This is a genomic window from Devosia sp. (assembly GCF_024707125.1).
Lineage (GTDB): Bacteria > Pseudomonadota > Alphaproteobacteria > Rhizobiales > Devosiaceae > Devosia.
Genome location: NZ_JANQAH010000011.1, coordinates 230,768 through 251,210, shown reverse-complemented (window position 1 = coordinate 251,210; position 20,443 = coordinate 230,768). Strand labels below are relative to the sequence as shown.

Genomic DNA, 20,443 nt, shown 5'->3' with positions numbered 1-20,443 from the left:
AAGTCGCGGAAGAAGGCAATCAATTGTGCATGGCGCCTGAAAATTGTGCAGGGATAAGCGAGGGCGAGCCGTAGCTCGCCCTTTTTGCGTTTATTCCGCGCCGATGGCGGTGAGGCCAGCGCGGGCGCAATCGGCGTCAAGACCGCCATTGGGAGCGCCGCCGACACCGATGCCGCCGACGAGGGCTTCGCCGATGCGGATCGGCAGGCCGCCGGCCTGGATGACGAAGCGGGTGTCCATATCGCGGAGGCCATCGTTCTGCGGGTTGGCGGCGATGAAGTCAGCGAGTTCGCCGGCATCGCGGCCGAGGGCGGCGGCAGTAAAAGCCTTGCCTTCGGCGCTGCTGCCGGTGTGCGGGCCGGACATGTCGGCCTTGAGGAGAACCTTGGTCGCGCCATCGCGCGCCACCACGGCGACCGAGACATTGTGGCCACCAGCGGCGCAGGCTTCGAGCGCGGCCTGCGCAGCGGTCGTCGCAAGGTCGAGCGGCAGGTACGGCGCGGTCGGCAAGTCCTGCGCGAAAGTGGCGGTGGGGGCCAGCAGCATGGCGGTCAGAGCGAGGGTGCGAAGCATGGTGATTTCCTCTGCGTTGGTGATGAGGAAATCCTAGCCGGCGGGAGGGCTTGGATGAATCGGTAGGGCTGGCGCTGGTCTCGGTAGAACTACCGAGTGTCCTGCACTTCGAGCCAAAGACGCGTCATCTCGGCCTGGGACGTGGTACCCAGTTTGAGCCCGATGGCGGCGCGGTGGCTGTCCACGGTGCGCGGGGAAAGGCCGAGCCCTTCGGCGATCTCGCGCGTCGAAAACCCCTGCGCAATGCGCTCAAGCACCTCCGTTTCGCGTGGGGTCAGTGCCGAGAGAAGCGCCAGTGTTTCGGCCCGCAGCGCCTTGGCGCCGAGGTTGCGATCGAGCACCTGCTGGGCGCGCTGGATGGCGTCGATCAGATCCTGCTCGTCGACGGGCTTTGAGAGAAAGTCGACGGCGCCATTGCGGAAGGCGCGGCGGCAGGCCTCGATATCGCCGTGGCCGGAGATGACGATGGTGGGCCAGTCGACACCCTGCGCCAACAATTGCTCCTGCAGTTTCAGACCACTGATGGCGGGCATGCGGATATCGAGGATCAGGCAACCTGGTTCGAGCCGCGGCAAATGACCCAGAAAGGCGGTGGGGTCGCCGAAGCCTTTTACACTGAGGCCGATGGTGGAGAGCAGCAGGCTCAGCGCATTGCGCACGGCCTCGTCGTCTTCGACGAGATAGACTGGCTGAGTCATGCTTTCGCACCTCCCTTTGCCAGAGGCAGCGTCACCCGGAAGAGTGCGCCCCGATCCTGCGGGACATAGGCAATCTCGCCGCCGGCCCGTTCGATGAGCCGCTGGCTGAGCGCCAGCCCAAGGCCGGTGCCTTCGGGTCGAGTGGTGGTAAAGGGTGTGAACAGTTTTGGCACGAGTTCGGACGGGACGCCGGGGCCGTTGTCGACAATATCGAGCCGGGCCAAGCCATCGGTTTCGGAAAGCACTATCCTGGCTTCGCCCGGCTTGGATTGGTCGGACACGGCCTCGAAGGCATTGCGGAGCAAGTTGAAAATCACCTGTTCCAGTTCGACTGGATCGGCGAGAACGCTGATCGGCTTGGCCGGCACGTGCGGCTGGACGATGACGGCGCGCTGGGCAGCTTCGCCCTCCAGCAGCGTGATGACCGAACGGACTGCGGCGCCGAGATCGACTGGCGTTGCGACCGGCCGTTGTGGGCGCGACCAATTGCGCAGTCGCTCGAGAATATCGGCGGCGCGGCGGGCTTGACCAACCGTGTCATCGAGCACTTTACCCAAGGCGGCATTATCCTGCCGGGCGAGGAGGTGCTTTCCCGCCTGAGCTTGCGCCAGAATGGCTGTCAGCGGCTGGGTGAGTTCGTGGGCCATGCCGCTCGCCATTTCCCCCATGGCATTGACGCGCGAGGCGTGGGCGAGGCGCGATTCCATGTCGCTGAGTTCGGCACGGCGCTCCGCAAGGCGCGTGCGAGTGCGCTGTTGAACGAGGGCCGAACCGATGGCAGCAAGGAGACCGGCGCCGAGGACGATGGCCGCCAGACGATCGAACGGTAGCAACTGACCGAGACTTACCGGCATGGATGCTTCGAGCAGCAGCGGCTGGGTCGCGCTGCCGAGGCGACGAGAAAATTGCGGTGCAGGCATTTCTGCGGGCCCATAGACCACATGCCCATCCGGCATGGTCAGCCGCAGCGTCGCATTGCCGTTGCTCCAGAAGGCGGCGTCGGACGCGAGCAATTGAGCGGCATCGACGGCCAGCATCAGGCCATCCCGCGCCGCGTCGCTGTTCGGGCTGCGCTTGACCATCAGGTAGTGGTCGGGTCGATCCGGGGTTGTCAGCAAGGCGGTTTGACCGGTTGAAGCCTTTGCCGCCGCTTTTGCCGCCTCGGCGAGGTTGGGCTCCAGCGGCCTCGTGCCGGCCACGGGCGCTGCGTCGTCGAGCGGCACAAGCTGGATTTCGTCGATGCGCGGATAAAAGCGCAGGATGGTGGTGGCGACCTCGAGAAAGGCGCTGCTGTCGGTCTTGTCGGCCTGGGCGATGGCGGAGAGCGCCGTCAGATGCGCGTCATGCTGGTCGGCGCGTTGCGCGGCTTCAGCGGCAAGGGTCGAGCCGGCCTGTTCCAGCTCGCCGAGAAGGCTGCCCTGGCGATAGAAGCCGAGGCCCGCCGTGCCGAGCAGTGCCAGTCCCAGCCACCAGATCCAAAACCACTTCATCTACACGGCATGCCAGCGTTCATCACGCCGCCATCAATGACCCAATCTGCCGTCTCGGGGCAAGGTCAATCACCTATGGTCAGGCGGTGGCCCGCAGTTGTGCTTCGGCGGGCAGGCGCAAGGCCGAACCGATGCCGAGGATGATCGGGCAGTCGAGATCGAGGTTTTTGGCCCTGTCTGCCGCGTCGCGCAGGCAGGTGTGGACGATGCTTTGCCCAGCGCGGCTGACATTGGAGGCAAAGACGACCGGCGTGTCGGGGGCGAGGCCGGCGTCGAGGAGGCGCGCGACCAGCTCGCCCGAAGTGCGCCCGGCCATATAGTAGAGGTGGGTCGTCGATTTATCGGCGAGGGCCGACCAATCGAGATTGGTGGGCAGCTTGCCATCGCGGCTATGGGCGGTGACGAAGCGGACGGACTGGGCGCAATCGCGGTGAGTCAGCGAGAGCTTTAGCTCCGAGGCGAGCGCCAGGGCGGTGGTGATGCCGGGGACGACGTCGACGGGGATACCAGCGCGATTGAGTTCGGCGATCTCTTCGCCGGCGCGGCCGAAGATCATCGGGTCGCCCGACTTGAGGCGCACCACCCGGCGACCGGCCTTGGCCAGTGTGATCATCGTGCGGTTGATGTCTTCCTGCTTGCAGCTATCGCGACCGCCGCGCTTTCCGACCAGAATGCGCTTCGCCTCGCGCCGCGCCAGTTCCAGCACTTCGTCGGAGACGAGATCGTCGAAGAGGATGACGTCGGCCGCCTGCAGGGCGCGCATGGCCTTGAGTGTGAGATATTCGGCATCGCCCGGGCCGGCGCCGACGAGAGTCACGCGGCCGCCTTCAGTGCCCTTGGCCTCATCGATCCAGCTTTCGAGTTCGGCTTCTTCAGCAGGAGTGTGGAATGCCCTGTCGGCGAGGCGCTGCCAGAACTGGCGGCGCTCGGGGCCGGGTTGGAGGAGGTTGGTCGCGCGTTCGCGGATGTGCCGGGCAAGCCCCGCCCAATCGGTTAGGCTTTTGGGCAGCATGGCCTCGATGCGTTGGCGCACCGCCTGGCCGAGAATGGGGGCGGCGCCGGTGGTCGAAATTCCCACCACCAGTGGCGAACGGTTGACGATGGAGCCGAACTGGAAATCGCAGAAGGCCGGCTTGTCGATGACGTTTACCGGCACGCCGAACCCGCGCGCGGCGGCGGCAAAGTGGGCGGCCTCCTCTTCGTCCTCGCAATCGCCGATCGCCATGGAGTAGCCATCCCAAGAGATGACCGTCCAATGGCAGCCAAGAAGCGTCACCTGACCGGAGGAAGCAAGGCCCTGCATTTCCTCGGAAAGCTCTGCCTCTGGCGCGGCGACTTCGACCTCGGCGCCGGTCGCGGCAAGCAGTTCGGCCTTCCATGCCGCTGCTTCCGAGCCACCGGCAAGCAAAGCACGCTTGCCGGTGAGAGTGTAGAAGACCGGAAGGGTCGAGAGGGCAGCAAGGCGTGGACGCTGTGCTTCACCCGGCTGGCGCGTGACGATGTGCATCTCCCGGTCTCCTTTTCGGTGTTACTCGGCCGCTACGGGGCTGGCCTTGACTTCACGAACGGCACCCACGGCCGATGGCTTCTGGCGCGAGGGGGCGGTGCGGCTGTGGGTGGCGTAGAGGGTGAGGCCGACAAAGGTCAGGCCGCCGACGAGATTGCCGATGACGGTGGGGATCTCGTTCCAGATCATGTAGTCCCAGAAGGAAAACTGACCGCCGAGCAGGATACCCGAGGGGAAGAGGAACATGTTCACGATGGAATGCTCAAAGCCCATGTAGAAGAACAGCATGATGGGCATCCACATGCCCAAGACCTTGCCGGTGACCGAGTTGGACATCATGGCCGCGACGACGCCGGTCGACACCATCCAGTTGCAGAGCACGCCGCGGATGAAGAGGGTCAGCATGCCGGCGGCGCCATGGGCGGCATAGCCAAGCGTGCGGCCTTCGCCGATATGGCCGATGCGTTCGCCCACGGCGTCGGGCGCCTGGGTGAAGCCGAAGGTGACGACAATCGCCATCATCAGTGCGACGGTGATGGCGCCGGCAAAGTTGCCAGCAAAGACCAGACCCCAATTGCGCAGCACGCCGCCAATGGTCACGCCGGGGCGCTTGTCGATCAGGGCCAGAGGCACAAGGGTGAATACGCCTGTCAGCAGGTCAAAACCCATGAGATAGAGGAGGCAAAAGCCGACGGGGAACAGGATCGCTCCGGCCAGCGGCTGGCCGGTCTGCACGCTGATGGTGATGGCGAAAGCGGCAGCGAGCGCCAGAATGGCGCCAGCCATGAAGGCGCGGATCAGCGTATCGCGGGTCGACATGAAGACCTTGGCCTCGCCAGCGTCGATCATCTTCTTGATGAAATCTGTTGGAGCAACGTAGTCCATTCTTGAAACTCCTGGGGTCAGGCGGCGGTGGCCGCTGCAAAGCTCTGGGCATCGATGAGGATGCGGTCCTGATGGAGGCGGAGCGGATAGGTCCGCACCGCGCCCTCGTCGGCGCCCTGGGCGACGCCCGTTTCGAGCGAGAAAACCCAGTTGTGGAGCGGGCAGGTGACCTGCGCGCCATGGACGATGCCCTGGCTTAAAGGCCCACCCTTGTGGGGGCACTGGTCATCGATCGCGAAAACCTTGTCGTCCGCGGTGCGGAAGACGGCGATCTTGCCCAAGGGTGTCTTGATGCAGCGGGCGCCGCGACGGGGAACGTCTTCGAGGCAGCCGATATCGACCCAATCGTTCATCGCAATCACTCCGCTGCCTGCAACATCTGGAAATCTGCCATGGCCGCGAATTCGTGGGCGTCGCGGCCATTGACGCGTTCTTCCCAGGGATCGACCTGGGCGAATTTCTGGGAGTAGACGAAGCGCTCGAAGAGCTGGCGGCGCTTGGCCAGATCTTCCACGACATTGGCCTTGATCGAGTCCGAGCCGACGCGCTTGGCCCATTTGTAGATGCGCTCGAGATAGCGGCCCTGCTCGCGATAGAGCTGGGTCAGCGCCGCGATGATCTCCATCGCCTCGTCCTCTGTCTTGGCATGGCACAGGACTTCCGTGCCCTTGATGTCGAGGCCGGCGGCGCCGCCGAAGTGGATTTCGTAGCCGGAGTCGATGCAGATCACGCCGATGTCCTTGCAGGTCGCTTCGGCACAATTGCGCGGGCAACCCGACACGGCCAGCTTGAGCTTTGCCGGGGTCCATGAGCCCCACATGAACTTTTCGATGCGAACGCCGAGCCCGGTCGAATCCTGCGTGCCGAAGCGGCACCAGTCCGAACCGACGCAGGTCTTCACGGTCCGCAGGCCCTTGGCGTAGGCCGCCCCCGACATCATGCCGGCCTTGTTGAGGTCGGCCCAGACGGCGGGCAGGTCTTCCTTCTTGATGCCCAAAAGATCGATGCGCTGGCCGCCCGTAACCTTGATGGTCGGCACTTCGAACTTGTCGGCGACATCGGCGATGGCGCGCAGCTCGTTAGCGGTGGTGAGGCCGCCGAACATGCGCGGCACGACCGAATAGGTGCCGTCTTTCTGGATATTGGCGTGGACGCGCTCGTTGATGAAGCGCGACTGGCCGTCGTCCTCATATTCGCCGGGCCAGTTGGCAACGAGATAGTAGTTGAGCGCCGGCCGGCACTTGGCGCAGCCGCAGGAAGTCTTCCAGCCCAGTTCCTGCATCACGGCGGGAATGGATTTCAGCTCCTGCGCCACGATCAGTCGGCGCACTTCGTCGTGGCCAAGCTCTGTGCAGGGGCACATAGGCTGGATGGCGGCCGGGTTATAGCTGTCGCCCAGCGTTGCCATCAGCAGCTTTTCGACGAGCCCGGTGCACGAGCCGCAGGAGGCCGAGGCCTTTGTGTGGGCGCGGACATCGTCGAGCGAGGTCAGGCCCTTGGACGTGATTGCATTGGCAATGGTGCCCTTGCAGACGCCATTGCAGCCGCAGATTTCGGCTTCGGCGGGCAGGGCGGCCACAGCCGCGAGCGGGTCGGCAGATGCGCCGCCGCCATAGCTTTGCCCGTAGATCAGCGTGTCGCGCATCGGCGCGATATCGGTGCTGCGCTTGAGGAGATCGAAGAACCACGAGCCGTCGGCCGTGTCACCGTAGAGCACGGCGCCGAGAATGCGATTGTCCTTGAGCACGACGCGCTTGTAGACGCCGGCGGTGGCGTCGCGCAGCACGATCTCTTCGCGGTCGTCGGCCTCGGCAAAGTCGCCGGCCGAATAGAGGCTGACGCCGGTCACCTTGAGCTGGGTCGCGGTCTGTACCGGCTTGAAGGCGGCTTCGGCGCCGGTCAGGGTTTTGGCCGCGACCTTTGCCATGTCGTAGAGCGGGGCGACGAGGCCATAGACAGCGCCTTTGTGCTCAACGCATTCGCCCAGCGCCAGGATATCGGGGTCCGACGTCACCATGGCGTCGCTGACGACGATGCCGCGATTGATCTCGATGCCGGCATCGGTGGCAAGCCGGGTTTCGGGGCGAATGCCGGCGGCCATGACCACGAGATCGGCGGGATAGATCGTGCCGTCATCAAGCGCTACCGCTTCGACGCGGTCGGTGCCGAGAATAGCCTTGGTCTGCGCCTTGCAGTGGACCTTGATGCCGCGGCCTTCGAGTTCGCGGCGCAGCAGATAGCCCGCCGCAGCGTCGAGCTGGCGTTCCATCAGGTGTCCGGCGAGGTGGAGAACCACCACTTCCATGCCGCGTCCACGCAGGGCAGCGGCTGCTTCAAGACCCAGAAGGCCACCGCCGATGACCACGGCCTTGGCGTCGGGCTTGCCGGCCACTGCCACCATGGCCTCGACGTCGTCGAGATCGCGGAAGGCGCGTACGCCGGGAAGGTCCTTGCCGGGAATGGGAAGAATGAAGGGCGCCGAACCCGTCGCGATCACCAGCCGGTCATAGGGCGTCTCGACACCGTCGGCGAAGACGGACTTTGCTTGCCGGTCGATCTTCGTGACCGTCTGGCCGAAGCGGCAGTGGACGTTATTGGCGGCGTACCAGTCGGCATCGTGGGTGACGATGTCTTCATAGCGCTTCTCGCCGGCCAGCACCGGGGAGAGCATGATGCGATTGTAATTGCCGCGCGGTTCGGCGCCGAAGAGGGTGACTTCGTAGCGACCGGGTTCGGCCTCGAAGAGATGTTCCAGCATGCGGCCCGAGGCCATGCCTGCACCGATGATGACGAGTTTTTCGGCCATGTTCTTCCCATCAAACCGGGGTCCAGCCGGACCCGAAGACCAAAACGAAAACGCCGCCAACCAGCAGGAACTCCGTCTGAGAGACGAAGAAACTGTGGTTGGCGGCGTTGCCAATATGTGGCGCCCATCGTTGGACGCCGGAATTCAGTGCGCCGAAGCGCTCGGGAACATCATTGCAGGAAGCGTGCCAAACTGAATTCCCTAGCCAAAGCCTATATTTTCCAGGCTGTTAGGTGGGGCAGCCTGAAAATCAGGCATCTGTGACAAGGTGATTATTTGCACGGCAGATCGGCAATCTGCTTATTTCGTGTTCATCACTTCGCTTGAGCGGCTATGTAGGCATCGAGCTTGTCGGGATCAAAATCCGTCCCGTCGAAGAAGCCATCCGGCCCCAGCGTCAATCGTCCGCCGAGGGCGCCGACCTGCGTTGGTTCAGTCAGCGCACCCTCGATCTTGCTGCTGGCGCCGGGCACGGGCATGCCCATGCCCGAAAGGGCGGCGCGATAGAGGTCGGGCCGATAGCTCGACGCGGCCTTTTGCGCATTCTCTTGCGTATGGGCCGCCTGACCCCAGCGCACCATCTGCGAGTAGAACCAGAGCGCGTGGCTCACCCAGGGGAAATTGGCCGCGCGAGAATAGGGCACGAAAAAGTCGGGCATGGACTTTTCGACGCCCGCCTCAAATTGCAGCCTGCCTGAGAGCGTGCGCAAAATCAGATCGGCATCTATGCCCAGCCGATCCTCGCGCGCCAGCATGGCTGACAGAGCCGCGTGATTGGCTGGGTCTTCACACCAGCGCGCGGCGCGGGTTGCGGCGCGCAGCAGGGCAGCCAGTTGCTCGGGAAAGCGCTCGGCCCATTGCAGCCGGGTGCCCAGCACCTTGTCAGGGCTCATCTGCCAGATCTGGCCTTTGGTCGTGACGATCCGGCCGATCCCGCGCGCCACGGCCACCGAGCCAAAAGGCTCGCCGACACAAAACCCATCGGTGCGCTTGGCAGCAAGTGCATCGGCCTGCAGCGGGGGCGGCACGATGACGATATCGACGTCTTGGTCCGGGTTGATCCCCGAGGCAGCCAGCCAGTAGCGCAGGGCATAGTTATGGGCGCTTTCGGGGTGGACCACAGCGAGACGCAGGCGCGGTTCGCCGGTTCGTACCCTGTCCTCGACCACCTTGCGCAGTGCGGCCCCGACCGGACCCGGTGCGCCATCCTCGGGTGCGCCGGCCTCGGCCATCTTGGCCCAGACGGCATTTGACATAGTCATGGCCGCGCCCCCGAGGCCCAGAGCCATCGGCGCGATCACCGCGGCATCAAGCGGGGTCAGGCCAAGATTGGCGCTGAGCGGCATGGGGCCCAGCATGTGGGCGACATCGAGGTGGCCGATGGCGACACGGTCGCGGATATTGGCCCAGGAGGTTTCGCGCACGAGATTGAGGTGCAGGCCTTCGCTTTCGGCAAAACCGAACTCTTCGGTGGCGAGCAGCACCGCGCTATCGAGCAGCGGCACGTATCCGGCTGATATCTGCGTCAGGCCCATGAGCAAAATTCCTTCTTCATGGTCCCAAAAGCTCCGCCGCCGTGACCACCGCCTGGGCGATCTCGACGATCTTGCGGTTCTGGTTCATGGCGGTCGTGCGTAGCAGCGTGTAGGCTGCGTCCTCGGACAGGCCGCGCGAGGACATAAGAATGCCCTTGGCTTTGTCGATCACCTTGCGGCCCTGCAGTTCTGATCGCGCGGCCTCGAGCTCCCCCTGCAGCCGCGAAAAAGCGCGAAACCGGACGATGGCCATGTCGAGGATCGGCTTGATGCGATCCTTGCGTAGCCCGTCCACCACATAGGCAGAAACGCCGGCATCGACCGCCGCTTCGATTTCTGCTGGGTCGGATTTGTCGACGAACATGGCGATGGGCCGTTTGATGGTGCGGCTCAGGGCGAAAAAATGTTCGAGCACATCACGATTGGGATTTTCCAGATCAATGATCACCACATCGGGTGCGATTTCGCCGATACGCCGCGCAACATCCTCGATATCGGTAATGACGCGCACAGAGGTATGGCCAGCCTCACGCAGTCCGGCCTCGATGATCGAAGCGCGGATCGCATTGTCGTCAATCACCAGAATCGAAAGCGACTCTGCCATGGTACTCAACTGCAAGGGCCTATGCGGCTCAGTCACTGCATGACTGGCGGACCGCTGTCTACTTCGTTTGCAGGATGGTAGCTATGCTGAAAAACGAGGCAAGCGTTTGGCGCTCAGCAATTGGTCCGCCAGCTCCACAAATCCCTTGCCCGCCACCTCGGCGGTGATCCAGCGCGGTTTGGTCGGCAGATCGTCGAGTACGGGCAGGATATTGGCGACCCCAAAAGTCTTGCTCAGGAAGGTGAACATCGGTGCGTCGTTGCGCGAGTCGCCGGCAAAACTGACCTGTTGAGCGAGTTCCATGTCGCCAAGACCCCAGCGGCGCAACAGGCGTTCGCTCATGGTGCGCTTGTTGTAGTCGCCGATCCAGGTGTTGATGTGCACCGAGCTGATCGCCACCGTGCCGCCAAGAGCGCGGATTTGTTCGGCCAGCGCGTCCACCTCCGGGCGCGGATAGCCGACAATGTCGATGGCGACGTCGGCGAGGCGATAGTGCTGGTCATGGGCGAGGCGAAAACGATCCCCGAGCAGTGGGACGATCGTCTCCAGGTGCTGCCTCTGCCGCTCAACCTGCACGGCCTCATTTTCCCAATATTCGACCGCGACCCGATTATGGTCGGCCGTCATCACGAAGGCGCCGCTCTCGCCGATGGCGGCGGCGACAGGCCAGGCGCGGACGATGTGCTCGCACCAGCCGGCCGAGCCACCGGTCACCGTGACGACACGGATTCCGGCCGCATCTAGGTCCCACAGGGCTTGATAGGTTTGCGGCAGCAGGCGGCCTTCGGTTGTCAGCGTGTCGTCGATGTCGGTGAGAAGATAACGCACATCGCGCAGGTCCTCGGGCCGGGGGGCGGGGCCGATAAAGCTCATTCGGCGTCTCCGCCGCAGATTTCGACCTCGATCCCAGCACTTTCGAAAGCCGCGGCGACCCGTTTGTCATTGGGCAGAGCGTCGGTGAAAAAGCTGGTAATGGCGGAGAAGGGGGCAACGCGCACCGAGGCGTCGCGCGACCACTTGCTCACATCGGCGGCAAGGAATTTGGTGCGCGCATTGTCGAGCAGTTTCATGGTGAGCTGGGCTTCACTATAGCTGAAATCGAGAATGCCCTTTTCCGGATCGAGCGCACCGGCGCCGACGACGGCATGGGAGGCATAGAACTTCTCGAAGAAATTGAGAGCGTCGGGGCCGACGACGTCGCGGTCATTGTGGCGCAGTAGACCACCGGTCATGTGCACCTCAACCTGAGGGGCTTCCGACAGGGTCAGGGCGACATCGATATTATTGGTCACGACGCGCAGGTCCTGATGATCGCGCAGCGCCTCGGCCACGAATTGCACGGTGCTGCCGATACCCATGAATACGGTTGAGCCGGAGGGGATCGCGGCGGCAATGCGCCGGGCGATCCGCTGCTTGGCCCCGCTATTGAGCGCGGCGCGGGCATTGACCGAGATATTGCGGGCGCCCACGGGCATGTCGACGCCGCCATGGAAGCGCCGCGCGTAACCAAGATCACAAAGCGCGTTGATATCGCGCCTTATGGTCTGGGTGGTCACGTCATAGCGGGCCGCCAGGGGCTCGATATATTGAGCGCCCTCGGACTCGATCAGGCTCAGGATTTCACGTTGCCGATGCGACAGCATTTTTGGCCGAAAGCCTCTGCTACCCCAGGAAGAGCTTGGGATTGTCGGTAATGACCCCGGTCAGGCCTGCGCCCCAGAAGGAGACAAGTTCGACGGGATTGTTGCAGGTCCAGGCACGTACCTTGATACCGTTTTTGCTGGTTTCTTCCAGCATTCCGATGCTCAGCGCCTTGTAATGCATGTGAATGGTCGTCGCCGGAATGGCCTTGAGCTTGTCAGCCCAGTCTTCGGGCGGGCGGCCCCAGAGCATGGCCATTTCGAGGTCCGGCTCCAGCGCATGCATCGCCTTGAGCGCTTCGGGATCGAAACTCGAGATCATGATCTCGGTTTTGGGGTCCCGCTTGTTGATGTCTGCCTGCACGGCGCGCACCAATTGGTCGAGCGACTTGTGATGCTTGTGCTGCTTGATTTCGACATTGGCGCTGAGCCCGAATTCACCCAGGGCCTTGATGACTTCGGCCAGGGTCGACAGGCGTTCGCCAGCATATTTGGCATCGAACCAGGCGCCGGCATCGAGCCTTGCGACGTCGGCATGGGTGAGGGCGCCGAGCGAGCCCTTGCCCGAGGTCGTGCGGTCAACGCTGTCGTCGTGGATAACGACCAGCGTGTCGTCAGCAAGCAGGGCCACGTCGAGTTCGACCCAGCGCGCCCCCTGTTCGGCCGCAGCCTTGAAGGCGGCAATGGTATTTTCGGGCGCCACGGCGGATGCACCGCGATGGGCCTGCACTTCGTCCCGAGTGGGACCGATATCGGAAGGAATGGTCATGACGCGTCTTTGTTCTTGGCCCGCAAGCCACTAAGTCGGTTCTGTTACGGATTTGCGACAGCAGTGTCGGTGCGACGGCCGCTTTCGCGATTGAATGGGTGCAGGTCAGCGGGTTTGACATGGATGGTGATGGTTGCACCTTCCTCAATCTCCGGCCGACCGGGAACGCTGAGAATGACGGCATGATCGCCGTTCTTGAGCCGCGCGTGGAGGTGGCTTTCCCCGCCGATCGGTTCGAGCAGTTCCACGGTCGCGGGCAGTGCCAGGCTCGGCTCGTCCGAGCTTTCAAGCGTGAGGTGGTCGGGGCGAATGCCCACCACATCGGTGCCGGGCGGCAGGCCGAGAATGTCAAAGCCCGAGGCTGCGTCGAGCGCGGAAACCGGCAGCAGGTTCATCGGCGGTGAGCCGATAAAGCCGGCAACGAACAGGGTTGCCGGCCGGTCATAGACCTCCGTCGGCGTCCCGAGTTGCTCCACCAGACCATTGTTCATAACCACTAGCCGGTCGGCCAGGGTCATGGCTTCGAGCTGATCGTGCGTCACATAAAGGCTTGTGGTTTTCAGCCGGCGCTGCAGCTTGCGGATTTCCACCCGCATCTGCACGCGCAGCTTGGCGTCGAGATTGGACAGCGGTTCGTCGAAGAGAAAGGCCGCCGGTTCACGCACGATGGCTCGGCCCATGGCGACGCGCTGGCGCTGACCGCCGGAAAGCTGGCGTGGCTTTCGGTCCAGCATGGGTCCGATTTCGAGAATATCGGCTGCTTCCTTGACGCGGCGGTCGATTTCCTCGCGCGGCGTACCACGGTTTTTGAGGCCATATTCGAGATTCCCGCGCACTGTCATATGTGGATAGAGCGCATAGTTCTGGAACACCATGGCGATGTCGCGCTCGGCCGGTTCGGCTTTCACCACGTCGCGACCGGCGATCTCGATGCGGCCGGAGGTGACGGATTCGAGGCCCGCCACCATGCGCAGCAGGGTCGATTTTCCGCAGCCCGAGGGCCCGACGAGAACGATGAGCTCGCCGTCCTTGACCGAGAGATTGATGCCTTTGACGGCGGGAACGGAGCCGTAGTTCTTCTTGAGGTCAACCAGGTTGATCGTGGCCATGGCTTATTTCTCCGTTTCCACGAGGCCTTTGATGAAAAGGCGCTGCATGAAGATGACGACAAGGACGGGGGGCAGCATGGCCAGCGTCACGGCGGCCATGACGAGGTGCCATCGGGGCTCGGCATCGGCCGTGGCGGCCAGGCGCTTGATGCCCATGACGACCGTGTAATAGCGGCTGTCGGTGGTGACGAGCATCGGCCAGAGATACTGCACCCATCCATAGATGAAGAGGATGACGAAGAGCGCGGCGATATTGGTGCGTGAGAGCGGCAGCAGTATATCGCGGAAGAACTTCATCGGCCCCGCGCCATCGACGCGGGCCGCTTCCATCAGTTCATCCGGAATGGTCAGGAAGAACTGGCGGAAGAGGAAAGTCGCTGTCGCCGAAGCGATCAACGGCAGGGTGAGGCCGACATAGGAATTGAGCAGCCCCAGGTCCGCCACGACCTTGAAAGTGGGAATGATGCGCACTTCCACCGGCAGCATCAGGGTGATGAAGATGATCCAGAAGGCGATCAGCCGGAACCGGAACTTGAAGAAGACGATCGCATAAGCCGAGAGCAGCGAAATGGCGATCTTGCCCACGGCGATGATGATGGCAATGATCAACGAATTGGACAGCATGATCCAGAGCGGCGGCGCGCCGGCCGTGGAAATGCCCTCGGTGAGCATGAGGCGATAGTTTTCGATCAGGTGCGGCCCGGGCCAGAGAGGCACGAGACCGCTCAGGAAGTCGCCTTCGCCATGGGTGGAGGCGACGAAGGCGAGATAGACCGGAAACGCCACGAGCACGACGCCGATGATCAGCACCAGGTGGGTCAGGAAGCTCAGAAAGGGGCGATTTTCTACCATTTTGCTCGCTCCTAGTACTGAACACGCCGCTCGACATAGCGGAACTGGATTGCGGTAAGGACGATGACGATCAGCATCAAGACGACCGACTGGGCGGCCGAAGAGCCGATGTTGAGCCCCAGGAACCCGTCGGCGTAAACCTTGTAGACGAGGATATTGGTCGCCTGCGCCGGGCCGCCGGCCGTGGTGGCGTCGATGATGCCAAACGTGTCGAACATGGCGTAGTTGATGTTGACGATGAGCAGGAAGAACGTCGTGGGCGAGAGCAGCGGGAAGACGATGGTCCAGAACCGCTTGAAGGGGCCTGCGCCATCAATGGCGGCCGCTTCGGTCAGGGATTGCGGCACCGATTGGAGGCCTGCGACGAAGAACAGGAAATTGTAGGAAATCTGCTTCCAGCTCGCCGCGATGATGACGAGCAACATGGCCTGGCTGCCATCGATCCGGTGGTTCCAGCTGACTCCCAGGCCGCGCAGCAGGTAGGGCGCGATGCCGATGGAGGGGTTGAACATGAACCACCACAGGATACCCACGACCACCGGGGCCACGGCATAGGGCCAGACCAGCAGCGTCGTATAGAGCCGGTTGGTGCGCAGCACGCGATTGACGGCCACTGCCAGCAGCAGCGACAGGCTCATCGAGAACACGGTCACCGATATGGCAAAGACAAAGGTGTTGCCCGCCGCGTTGATATAGCTGGGGTCGGCAAAGAGCCGCTTGTAATTGTCGAACCAGATGAACGTCGTCTTGAACCCGAACGGATCTTCGCGCTCGAACGACGATTTGACGGCCTGCATGGCGGGCCAGATGAAAAAGATCAGCGTCACGGCAAGCTGCGGGGCCAAGAGAATGTATGGCAGCAGCTTGTTTGGAAAAATGGTGCGCTTGGTTTGCATGGGCCGAACTCCCCCCAAGAGGCCGAATATTGTCGCGCCGGCAGCATTGAGGCGCCGCCGGTTGGATCGCCCCGGCCATTTTGGCCGGGACGATCCGGGGAGGATCAGCTATTGGCGGCTTCGAAGTCGCGCAGGATCACGTTGCCGCGTTCGACCGCTGCGTCGAGGGCTTCCTGCGGCGTCTTGGTGCCGGCAAGCATGGCTTCGAACTCTTCGTCGACCACGGTGCGGATCTGGGTCAGGTTGCCGAAGCGGACGCCCTTGGAATTGGGCGTCGGCGTGCCACGGGTAATCTGGTTGATGGCAATGTCCGAACCCGGATTGGCTTCGTAATAGCCCTGTTCCTTGCCCAGCTCGTAGGTGGCATTGGTGATCGGCAGGTAGCCGGTCGCCTGGTGCCAGCTGGACTGGATTTCAGGCCGGCTCAGATAGGTGAAGAACTGGGCGACGCCCTTGTAGACTTCCGGATCCTTGCCGTTGAGCGCCCAAAGCGTCGCGCCGCCGATGATCGAGTTCTTCGGATCGGTGGTCACGTCGTCATAATAGGGCAGGGGGGCGAAGCCGACTTCGAAGTCCTTGGCATTGTTGATGACGCCAGCGCGCCCGGCCGAGGAGTTCATGAAGATCGCGCATTCCTCGGGCGTAGAATTTGGGGGCCGCATCCGGACCGCCGACAGGGCCGCCATATTCGAACAGGCCTTCATCGGCCCATTTCTTCAGGTTGGCCCAGTGCTTGGCCTGCACTTCGCCGTTGAAGGTGAATTCGGTGCCGAGGCCACCAAAACCGTTTTCAAGCGTGCCGAAGGGCTGGTCGTGGATGGCCGACAGGTTTTCGGTCTGGATCCAGCTCACCCATGCAGTGGTGAAACCGCAGGGAGCAGCGCCCGACTCGACGATCTTCTTGGAGAAGTTCTCGATATCGGCCCAGGTCTTCGGCGCTGTATCGCGGTCAAGGCCGGCTTTTTCGAAGACGTCCTTGTTGTAGTACATGATGGGCGTCGAGGAATTGAACGGCATGGACAGGATGTTGCCGTCCGTGTCCGAATAATAGCCCGTCACCGGGGCGAGGAAGCTCGTGGGATCCCAGGCTTCGCCATTGTCGGCCATCAACTGATAGACTGGATAGACGGCGCCCTTGGCGGCCATCATGGTGCCGGTGCCCACTTCGAAGACCTGTACGATGGCCGGCTGCTCATTGGCGCGGAAGGCGGCAATGGCCGAAGTCAGCGTTTCGGCATAGCTGCCCTTATAGGTCGGAATGACCTTGAATTCGGTCTGGCTGGCATTGAAGTCGCTGGCGATCTGCTCGAGCTTCTTGCCGAGCTCGGCGTCCATGGCGTGCCACCAGGCAATTTCGGTCTGTGCCGCCACCGGTGCTGCCGACAGAACGACAGCCAGGCTCGCGGACAGGAACAAAACGTTCTTGAACATTCTCACTCCCTTTGTGTTTTGGCCGAGGCCTCCCCGCCCCGTGCTCCCTGAATTGGTAACAGCGGAATGCGCGTTTGCAACAGAAAAATGTTCAAATGAACATTTTGAATGGCGCGAATGATCAACATTGCACCGCAAACTGGCCGAAATTGCCCGATATCATTGGGTCTGGCTAATTTGCCAGACCGTCGTATTTTGCACCCGATTGCATCGAGCAGTTGCACCCTCTGTGTTCATGTGAACATGATGGCGACTCGAAACAGCGCACGGGCAGGGGAGGCCTGATGTACTTCATCATCGTCCATCTGGTGGCGGCCATCGTGCTCTTGCTCTGGGCCGTGCGCATGGTGCGAACGGCGGTGGAGCGGGCCTATTCCGCCCAACTCAAGCGCACGCTGGCCCGCGCCGAGCGCAATGCGTTCTCGGCCGCGATGGTCGGCACCGGCATGGCCGTGGCGCTGCAAAGCTCGACTGCGGTGGCGGCGCTCGCCTCCAGTTTTGCCTCCGGCGGTCTCCTCGCGGGCAGCACCGGCTTGGCCCTTATGCTCGGCGCTTATTTCGGCTCGGCGCTGGTTGCGAGTGTTCTGTCGTTCGACCTGACCCTCCTCACCGCGCCGCTGATCATTCTGGGCGGCACGCTGTTCCTGCGCGCCAATGACCGCCAGATGAAACAGCTCGGCCGCATGATACTCGGCGTCGCCTTCGTGCTGCTTTCACTTGAAATGGTGTCGGAAGCGACCGCGCCCTGGCGCGACAGCGAAGTGCTTGCCGTCGCCATCGACTATCTGCGCGGCGATCCCTGGACCGGTTTCCTCGTGGCAGCCATCATCACCTGGCTGTCCTATAGCTCGGTCGCCAGCGTCCTCGTCATCATCACGTTCGGCACTGCCGGGGTCATTCCCTTCGAAGTGGCCGCCGCTCTCGTGCTCGGCGCCAATCTCGGCGGCACCCTCATTGCCTTCGGCATGACCCGCGGTGCCGACGTTCGTGCTCGCCGCATTGCCCTCGGAGCCCTGCTGTTCCGTGGTGGCGCGGCGATTATCTGCCTCATCGTCATCGAAGTCCTGCAGGTCCATACGCTTGGCCTTCCCGGAAATGTCGGGCTGCAGGCCAGCCTTTTTCATTCGGCCTTCAACCTCGTGGTCATGATCCTGGGCCTCCCGCTCGTCGGCCCGGCCTCGCGCCTGCTCGATCGGGTGGTCAAGGAGAGCCCTGCCGACGAAACGGCCGATCTTGCGCGCCTCCGGCGTCCGGCCCTTGCCACGGGCGGCAATGGCAATGTCGACGCAGCCCTTGCCAGCGCCACGCGCGAACTCCTGCGCATGAGCGAAATGGTGGAGGTCATGCTGCAGCCGGCGATGGAAATCCTCAAAGGCGGCGACAAGACAGCCATCCGCCGGGTCAAGGCGCTGGAGCCCGAAGTCGACCGCGCCAATGCCTCGATCAAGCTTTTCCTGTCTCAACTCGATTGGGACAAGATGGACGAAGGCCAGGTCAGCCGCGCCTCCGACCTCAGCACCTTTGCCATCGGTCTCGAACAGGCCGGCGACATCATTGCCCGGCAATTGCTGCGGGTGGCCGACCAGCTCGCCGAGCGCCACCTGACCTTCTCGCCGCAGGGCTGGCAGGAATTGCTCGACCTACATGCAAGGGTGCTGGGCAATCTCCAGCTTGCGCTCAACGTCCTCGTTTCCGAAGACATCGAATCCGCGCGCCAGCTCGTCGCCGAAAAGGACGCGGTCGGCGTTCTGGAGCGCTCCAGCATGAACCAGCATTTTGCGCGCCTGCGCAAAGGCGATCCGAACAGTTTTGAGACCAGCGAACTGCATCTGCAGACCGTGCGTTCGCTGCGGCACATCAATTCGCTGCTGTGTGGGGTCGCCTATTCGATCCTGAGCGAGCAGGGCGAACTGCTCGGCTCCAAGCTGGCTAGAAGTCCGGGCCAGTAAAGCGCCCGGACGAGCCTAGCCTGGCTCACACGCCTACTGGACGAGTGCTGGCTGCTCGAGGCGCTTGGCGCGATCGAGATTGGCCGCGGCGGTGTCGAAGACGGCCTGTCCGTCGGCCACTTCAAACACCGTGCCACCGATGGTGATGTCGAGCTTGGAGATGCCGTCGGCTGTCATGAAGATGGTGTTGTCAACCAGATCCAGGATGCGGTCGCTGGTCATCTGGCCAACTGCTTGCGGGGCGCCGCGCAGCAGCACCGCAAAGCGGTAGCCGTCGACATGGGCGAGCAGGTCATCGGCGCGAATGGCCTGCCGGATGGCCTGAGCCAGCCAGGGCAGAATTTCCAGCGCCTTTTCCTCTTCGGTCGCGCCAACGCGGATCGAGCGCTCGCTGAGGTCGATCAGCAGCAGAACGCCAGGCTCCTGCGCCTGCTCTGCCTTCAGCATGACCTGGAACCGGTCCCAATAAAGTGCCCCGGTCAGAGGATCGATATCGTCTGGGCCAACAGCGATAGCCGCCCGCGGCCTTTCGGCCCGACGTTCTACCTCGGTCTTTCCACCAAACCAGCCGAACCAAGACTTCGCCATATGCGTGTGCCCCTGAGAATGACGGCTACTAGCAATAGTCCCGACTCCTCAATCCTCGTTGAGAGAAAAGGATGCAATTTTATCGATCAAGTCCAGACTTTTTTGCTGCTGCGCTTCGATCTATAAAATTTTAGCGAAATAGAATACTTCAAATATACTATGTCGGTTTGTACAATTTTATTTTGATCCTCGTAGCCTTCTGACAATCAATCAGGAGGCGAAATTGCTTCTGAACTTTGCATTTGCTGCTCTGCTCTCTGTAAGTGCCGCTGCTGCACCGACTGGCTCGCCAGTTACTGCGTCTATGCCGGTCTATAGTCAGTCGATGCAGGCCGACACACTTCTGGTGGCTGCCGTGCCGCCTCCAACAACACCATTGCCGGCGCTACCGAAAAGCACGCCCGCCAAGCTTGGCGTCTTCAGATCGGTCGCCATTTCCGCCGCGCGCCTCCCGGCGGCCGGCAAATGGCAGGCCGCGCGAAAGACCGATTATTCGCAGATGTTCGGCGCTGATTGTGTCCAGAGCGGCCTTGCCGGCTGCGACAGCCGCTTTGCCAACAAGATCCGCGGCATTGCCGATCAGGTTGCTGGTCTCTCCGACAGGGAAATGCTCAACCTCGTCAATCGCACCGTCAACGGCGCCATGACCTACAAGTCGGATGACGCAGTCTGGGGCACCAGCGACTATTGGGCAACGCCCGCCGAAATGGCCCGCAAGGGCGCCGGCGATTGCGAAGATTTCGCCATCGCCAAATACTGGGCCCTGCGCAATCTCGGCATGCCGGACGACAAGCTGCAGCTCGTCCTCCTGCAGGACACGCGCCGCCAACTCTTCCACGCGGTCTTGATCGCTCACACCGGCTCAGGCGCCTACGTGCTCGACAATGTCAGCAACCGCCTCCTGGTCGACACGGATATCGCTCAATACCAGCCGATCATGAGTTTTACGGGCGAACGCAGCTATATTCATGGCTTCGCGAGCAACAGCCGGGCAGTGGCCGATATGCCGACGGATCTGTCGTCCGTGGCGCCGGGCATCGGCCTCTAAGCGACACAGCGATCTCTGAAAAGAAAAAGGCGGCCCGGGGGCCGCCTTTCTGCATTTGCATGA

At 62.6% G+C, this 20,443-nt stretch carries 18 protein-coding genes and 1 pseudogene; 2 read left to right on the top strand and 17 right to left on the bottom strand.

All coding sequences use genetic code 11. The features are described 5' to 3' along the window. Positions 1–90: 90 nt before the first annotated feature. The 16 genes and pseudogenes from NVV77_RS16275 to ugpB form a co-directional block, all read right to left on the bottom strand. Complete coding sequence (locus tag NVV77_RS16275) at positions 91–573, bottom strand: heme-binding protein (RefSeq protein ID WP_295415018.1); 483 nt, start codon at positions 571–573, stop codon at positions 91–93. Positions 574–662: 89 nt separating this feature from the next. Further along, complete coding sequence (locus NVV77_RS16270) at positions 663–1,271, bottom strand: response regulator (protein WP_295415017.1); 609 nt, start codon at positions 1,269–1,271, stop codon at positions 663–665. Next, on the bottom strand, positions 1,268–2,761 hold the full coding sequence (locus NVV77_RS16265; RefSeq protein WP_295415016.1) for an ATP-binding protein: 1,494 nt from the start codon (positions 2,759–2,761) through the stop codon (positions 1,268–1,270). The genes NVV77_RS16270 and NVV77_RS16265 overlap by 4 nt, the downstream gene beginning before the upstream one ends. A gap of 79 nt (positions 2,762–2,840) precedes the next feature. Then, complete coding sequence (cysG, locus tag NVV77_RS16260) at positions 2,841–4,268, bottom strand: siroheme synthase CysG (protein WP_295415015.1); 1,428 nt, start codon at positions 4,266–4,268, stop codon at positions 2,841–2,843. Positions 4,269–4,289: 21 nt separating this feature from the next. Next, complete coding sequence (locus tag NVV77_RS16255) at positions 4,290–5,153, bottom strand: formate/nitrite transporter family protein (RefSeq protein ID WP_295415014.1); 864 nt, start codon at positions 5,151–5,153, stop codon at positions 4,290–4,292. 17 nt (positions 5,154–5,170) lie between these two features. Then, the gene (gene nirD, locus NVV77_RS16250) at positions 5,171–5,506 is read right to left on the bottom strand and encodes a nitrite reductase small subunit NirD (RefSeq protein ID WP_295415013.1); all 336 of its coding nucleotides are present in this window, start codon (positions 5,504–5,506) and stop codon (positions 5,171–5,173) included. A 5-nt stretch (positions 5,507–5,511) separates the two neighbouring features. Next, positions 5,512–7,959: a nitrite reductase large subunit NirB gene (gene nirB, locus NVV77_RS16245; RefSeq protein ID WP_295415012.1), complete on the bottom strand. Its 2,448-nt coding sequence runs from the start codon at positions 7,957–7,959 to the stop codon at positions 5,512–5,514. Between the two features lie 314 nt (positions 7,960–8,273). Next, positions 8,274–9,494: a CmpA/NrtA family ABC transporter substrate-binding protein gene (locus NVV77_RS16240; RefSeq protein ID WP_295415011.1), complete on the bottom strand. Its 1,221-nt coding sequence runs from the start codon at positions 9,492–9,494 to the stop codon at positions 8,274–8,276. Positions 9,495–9,510: 16 nt separating this feature from the next. Further along, positions 9,511–10,098, bottom strand: coding sequence for an ANTAR domain-containing response regulator (locus tag NVV77_RS16235; protein WP_295415010.1), 588 nt, complete (start codon positions 10,096–10,098; stop codon positions 9,511–9,513). A gap of 81 nt (positions 10,099–10,179) precedes the next feature. Further along, a complete protein-coding gene (locus NVV77_RS16230; protein ID WP_295415009.1) occupies positions 10,180–10,971 on the bottom strand; it encodes a hydrolase in 792 nt (263 codons plus the stop codon). Continuing rightward, complete coding sequence (locus NVV77_RS16225) at positions 10,968–11,741, bottom strand: DeoR/GlpR family DNA-binding transcription regulator (RefSeq protein ID WP_295415008.1); 774 nt, start codon at positions 11,739–11,741, stop codon at positions 10,968–10,970. Before NVV77_RS16225 ends, NVV77_RS16230 begins: the two co-directional genes overlap by 4 nt. Before the next feature lie 19 nt (positions 11,742–11,760). Further along, complete coding sequence (locus tag NVV77_RS16220) at positions 11,761–12,507, bottom strand: glycerophosphodiester phosphodiesterase family protein (RefSeq protein ID WP_295415007.1); 747 nt, start codon at positions 12,505–12,507, stop codon at positions 11,761–11,763. A 44-nt stretch (positions 12,508–12,551) separates the two neighbouring features. Further along, positions 12,552–13,616 carry a sn-glycerol-3-phosphate import ATP-binding protein UgpC gene (locus tag NVV77_RS16215; RefSeq protein WP_295415006.1) on the bottom strand — a complete coding sequence of 355 codons (1,065 nt, stop codon included), beginning with the start codon at positions 13,614–13,616 and terminating at the stop codon, positions 12,552–12,554. Positions 13,617–13,619: 3 nt separating this feature from the next. After that, a complete protein-coding gene (ugpE, locus tag NVV77_RS16210) occupies positions 13,620–14,468 on the bottom strand; it encodes a sn-glycerol-3-phosphate ABC transporter permease UgpE (protein ID WP_295415005.1) in 849 nt (282 codons plus the stop codon). Positions 14,469–14,479: 11 nt separating this feature from the next. Further along, on the bottom strand, positions 14,480–15,364 hold the full coding sequence (ugpA, locus tag NVV77_RS16205; protein WP_295415004.1) for a sn-glycerol-3-phosphate ABC transporter permease UgpA: 885 nt from the start codon (positions 15,362–15,364) through the stop codon (positions 14,480–14,482). A 104-nt stretch (positions 15,365–15,468) separates the two neighbouring features. Beyond that, positions 15,469–16,795, bottom strand: a pseudogene (gene ugpB / locus NVV77_RS16200) (sn-glycerol-3-phosphate ABC transporter substrate-binding protein UgpB). 284 nt (positions 16,796–17,079) lie between these two features. Here ugpB and NVV77_RS16195 point away from each other — a divergent pair. Beyond that, a complete protein-coding gene (locus NVV77_RS16195) occupies positions 17,080–18,744 on the top strand; it encodes a Na/Pi cotransporter family protein (protein ID WP_295415003.1) in 1,665 nt (554 codons plus the stop codon). Positions 18,745–18,777: 33 nt separating this feature from the next. On the opposite strand, the gene NVV77_RS16190 is transcribed toward NVV77_RS16195, so the two are convergent. Continuing rightward, on the bottom strand, positions 18,778–19,332 hold the full coding sequence (locus tag NVV77_RS16190; RefSeq protein ID WP_295415002.1) for a diguanylate cyclase: 555 nt from the start codon (positions 19,330–19,332) through the stop codon (positions 18,778–18,780). A 223-nt stretch (positions 19,333–19,555) separates the two neighbouring features. Between NVV77_RS16190 and NVV77_RS16185 the strand changes: the two genes are divergently transcribed. After that, positions 19,556–20,380 (top strand): transglutaminase-like cysteine peptidase, encoded by an 825-nt coding sequence (locus NVV77_RS16185; protein ID WP_295415001.1) that lies wholly within the window; start codon positions 19,556–19,558, stop codon positions 20,378–20,380. Positions 20,381–20,443 lie beyond the last annotated feature (63 nt).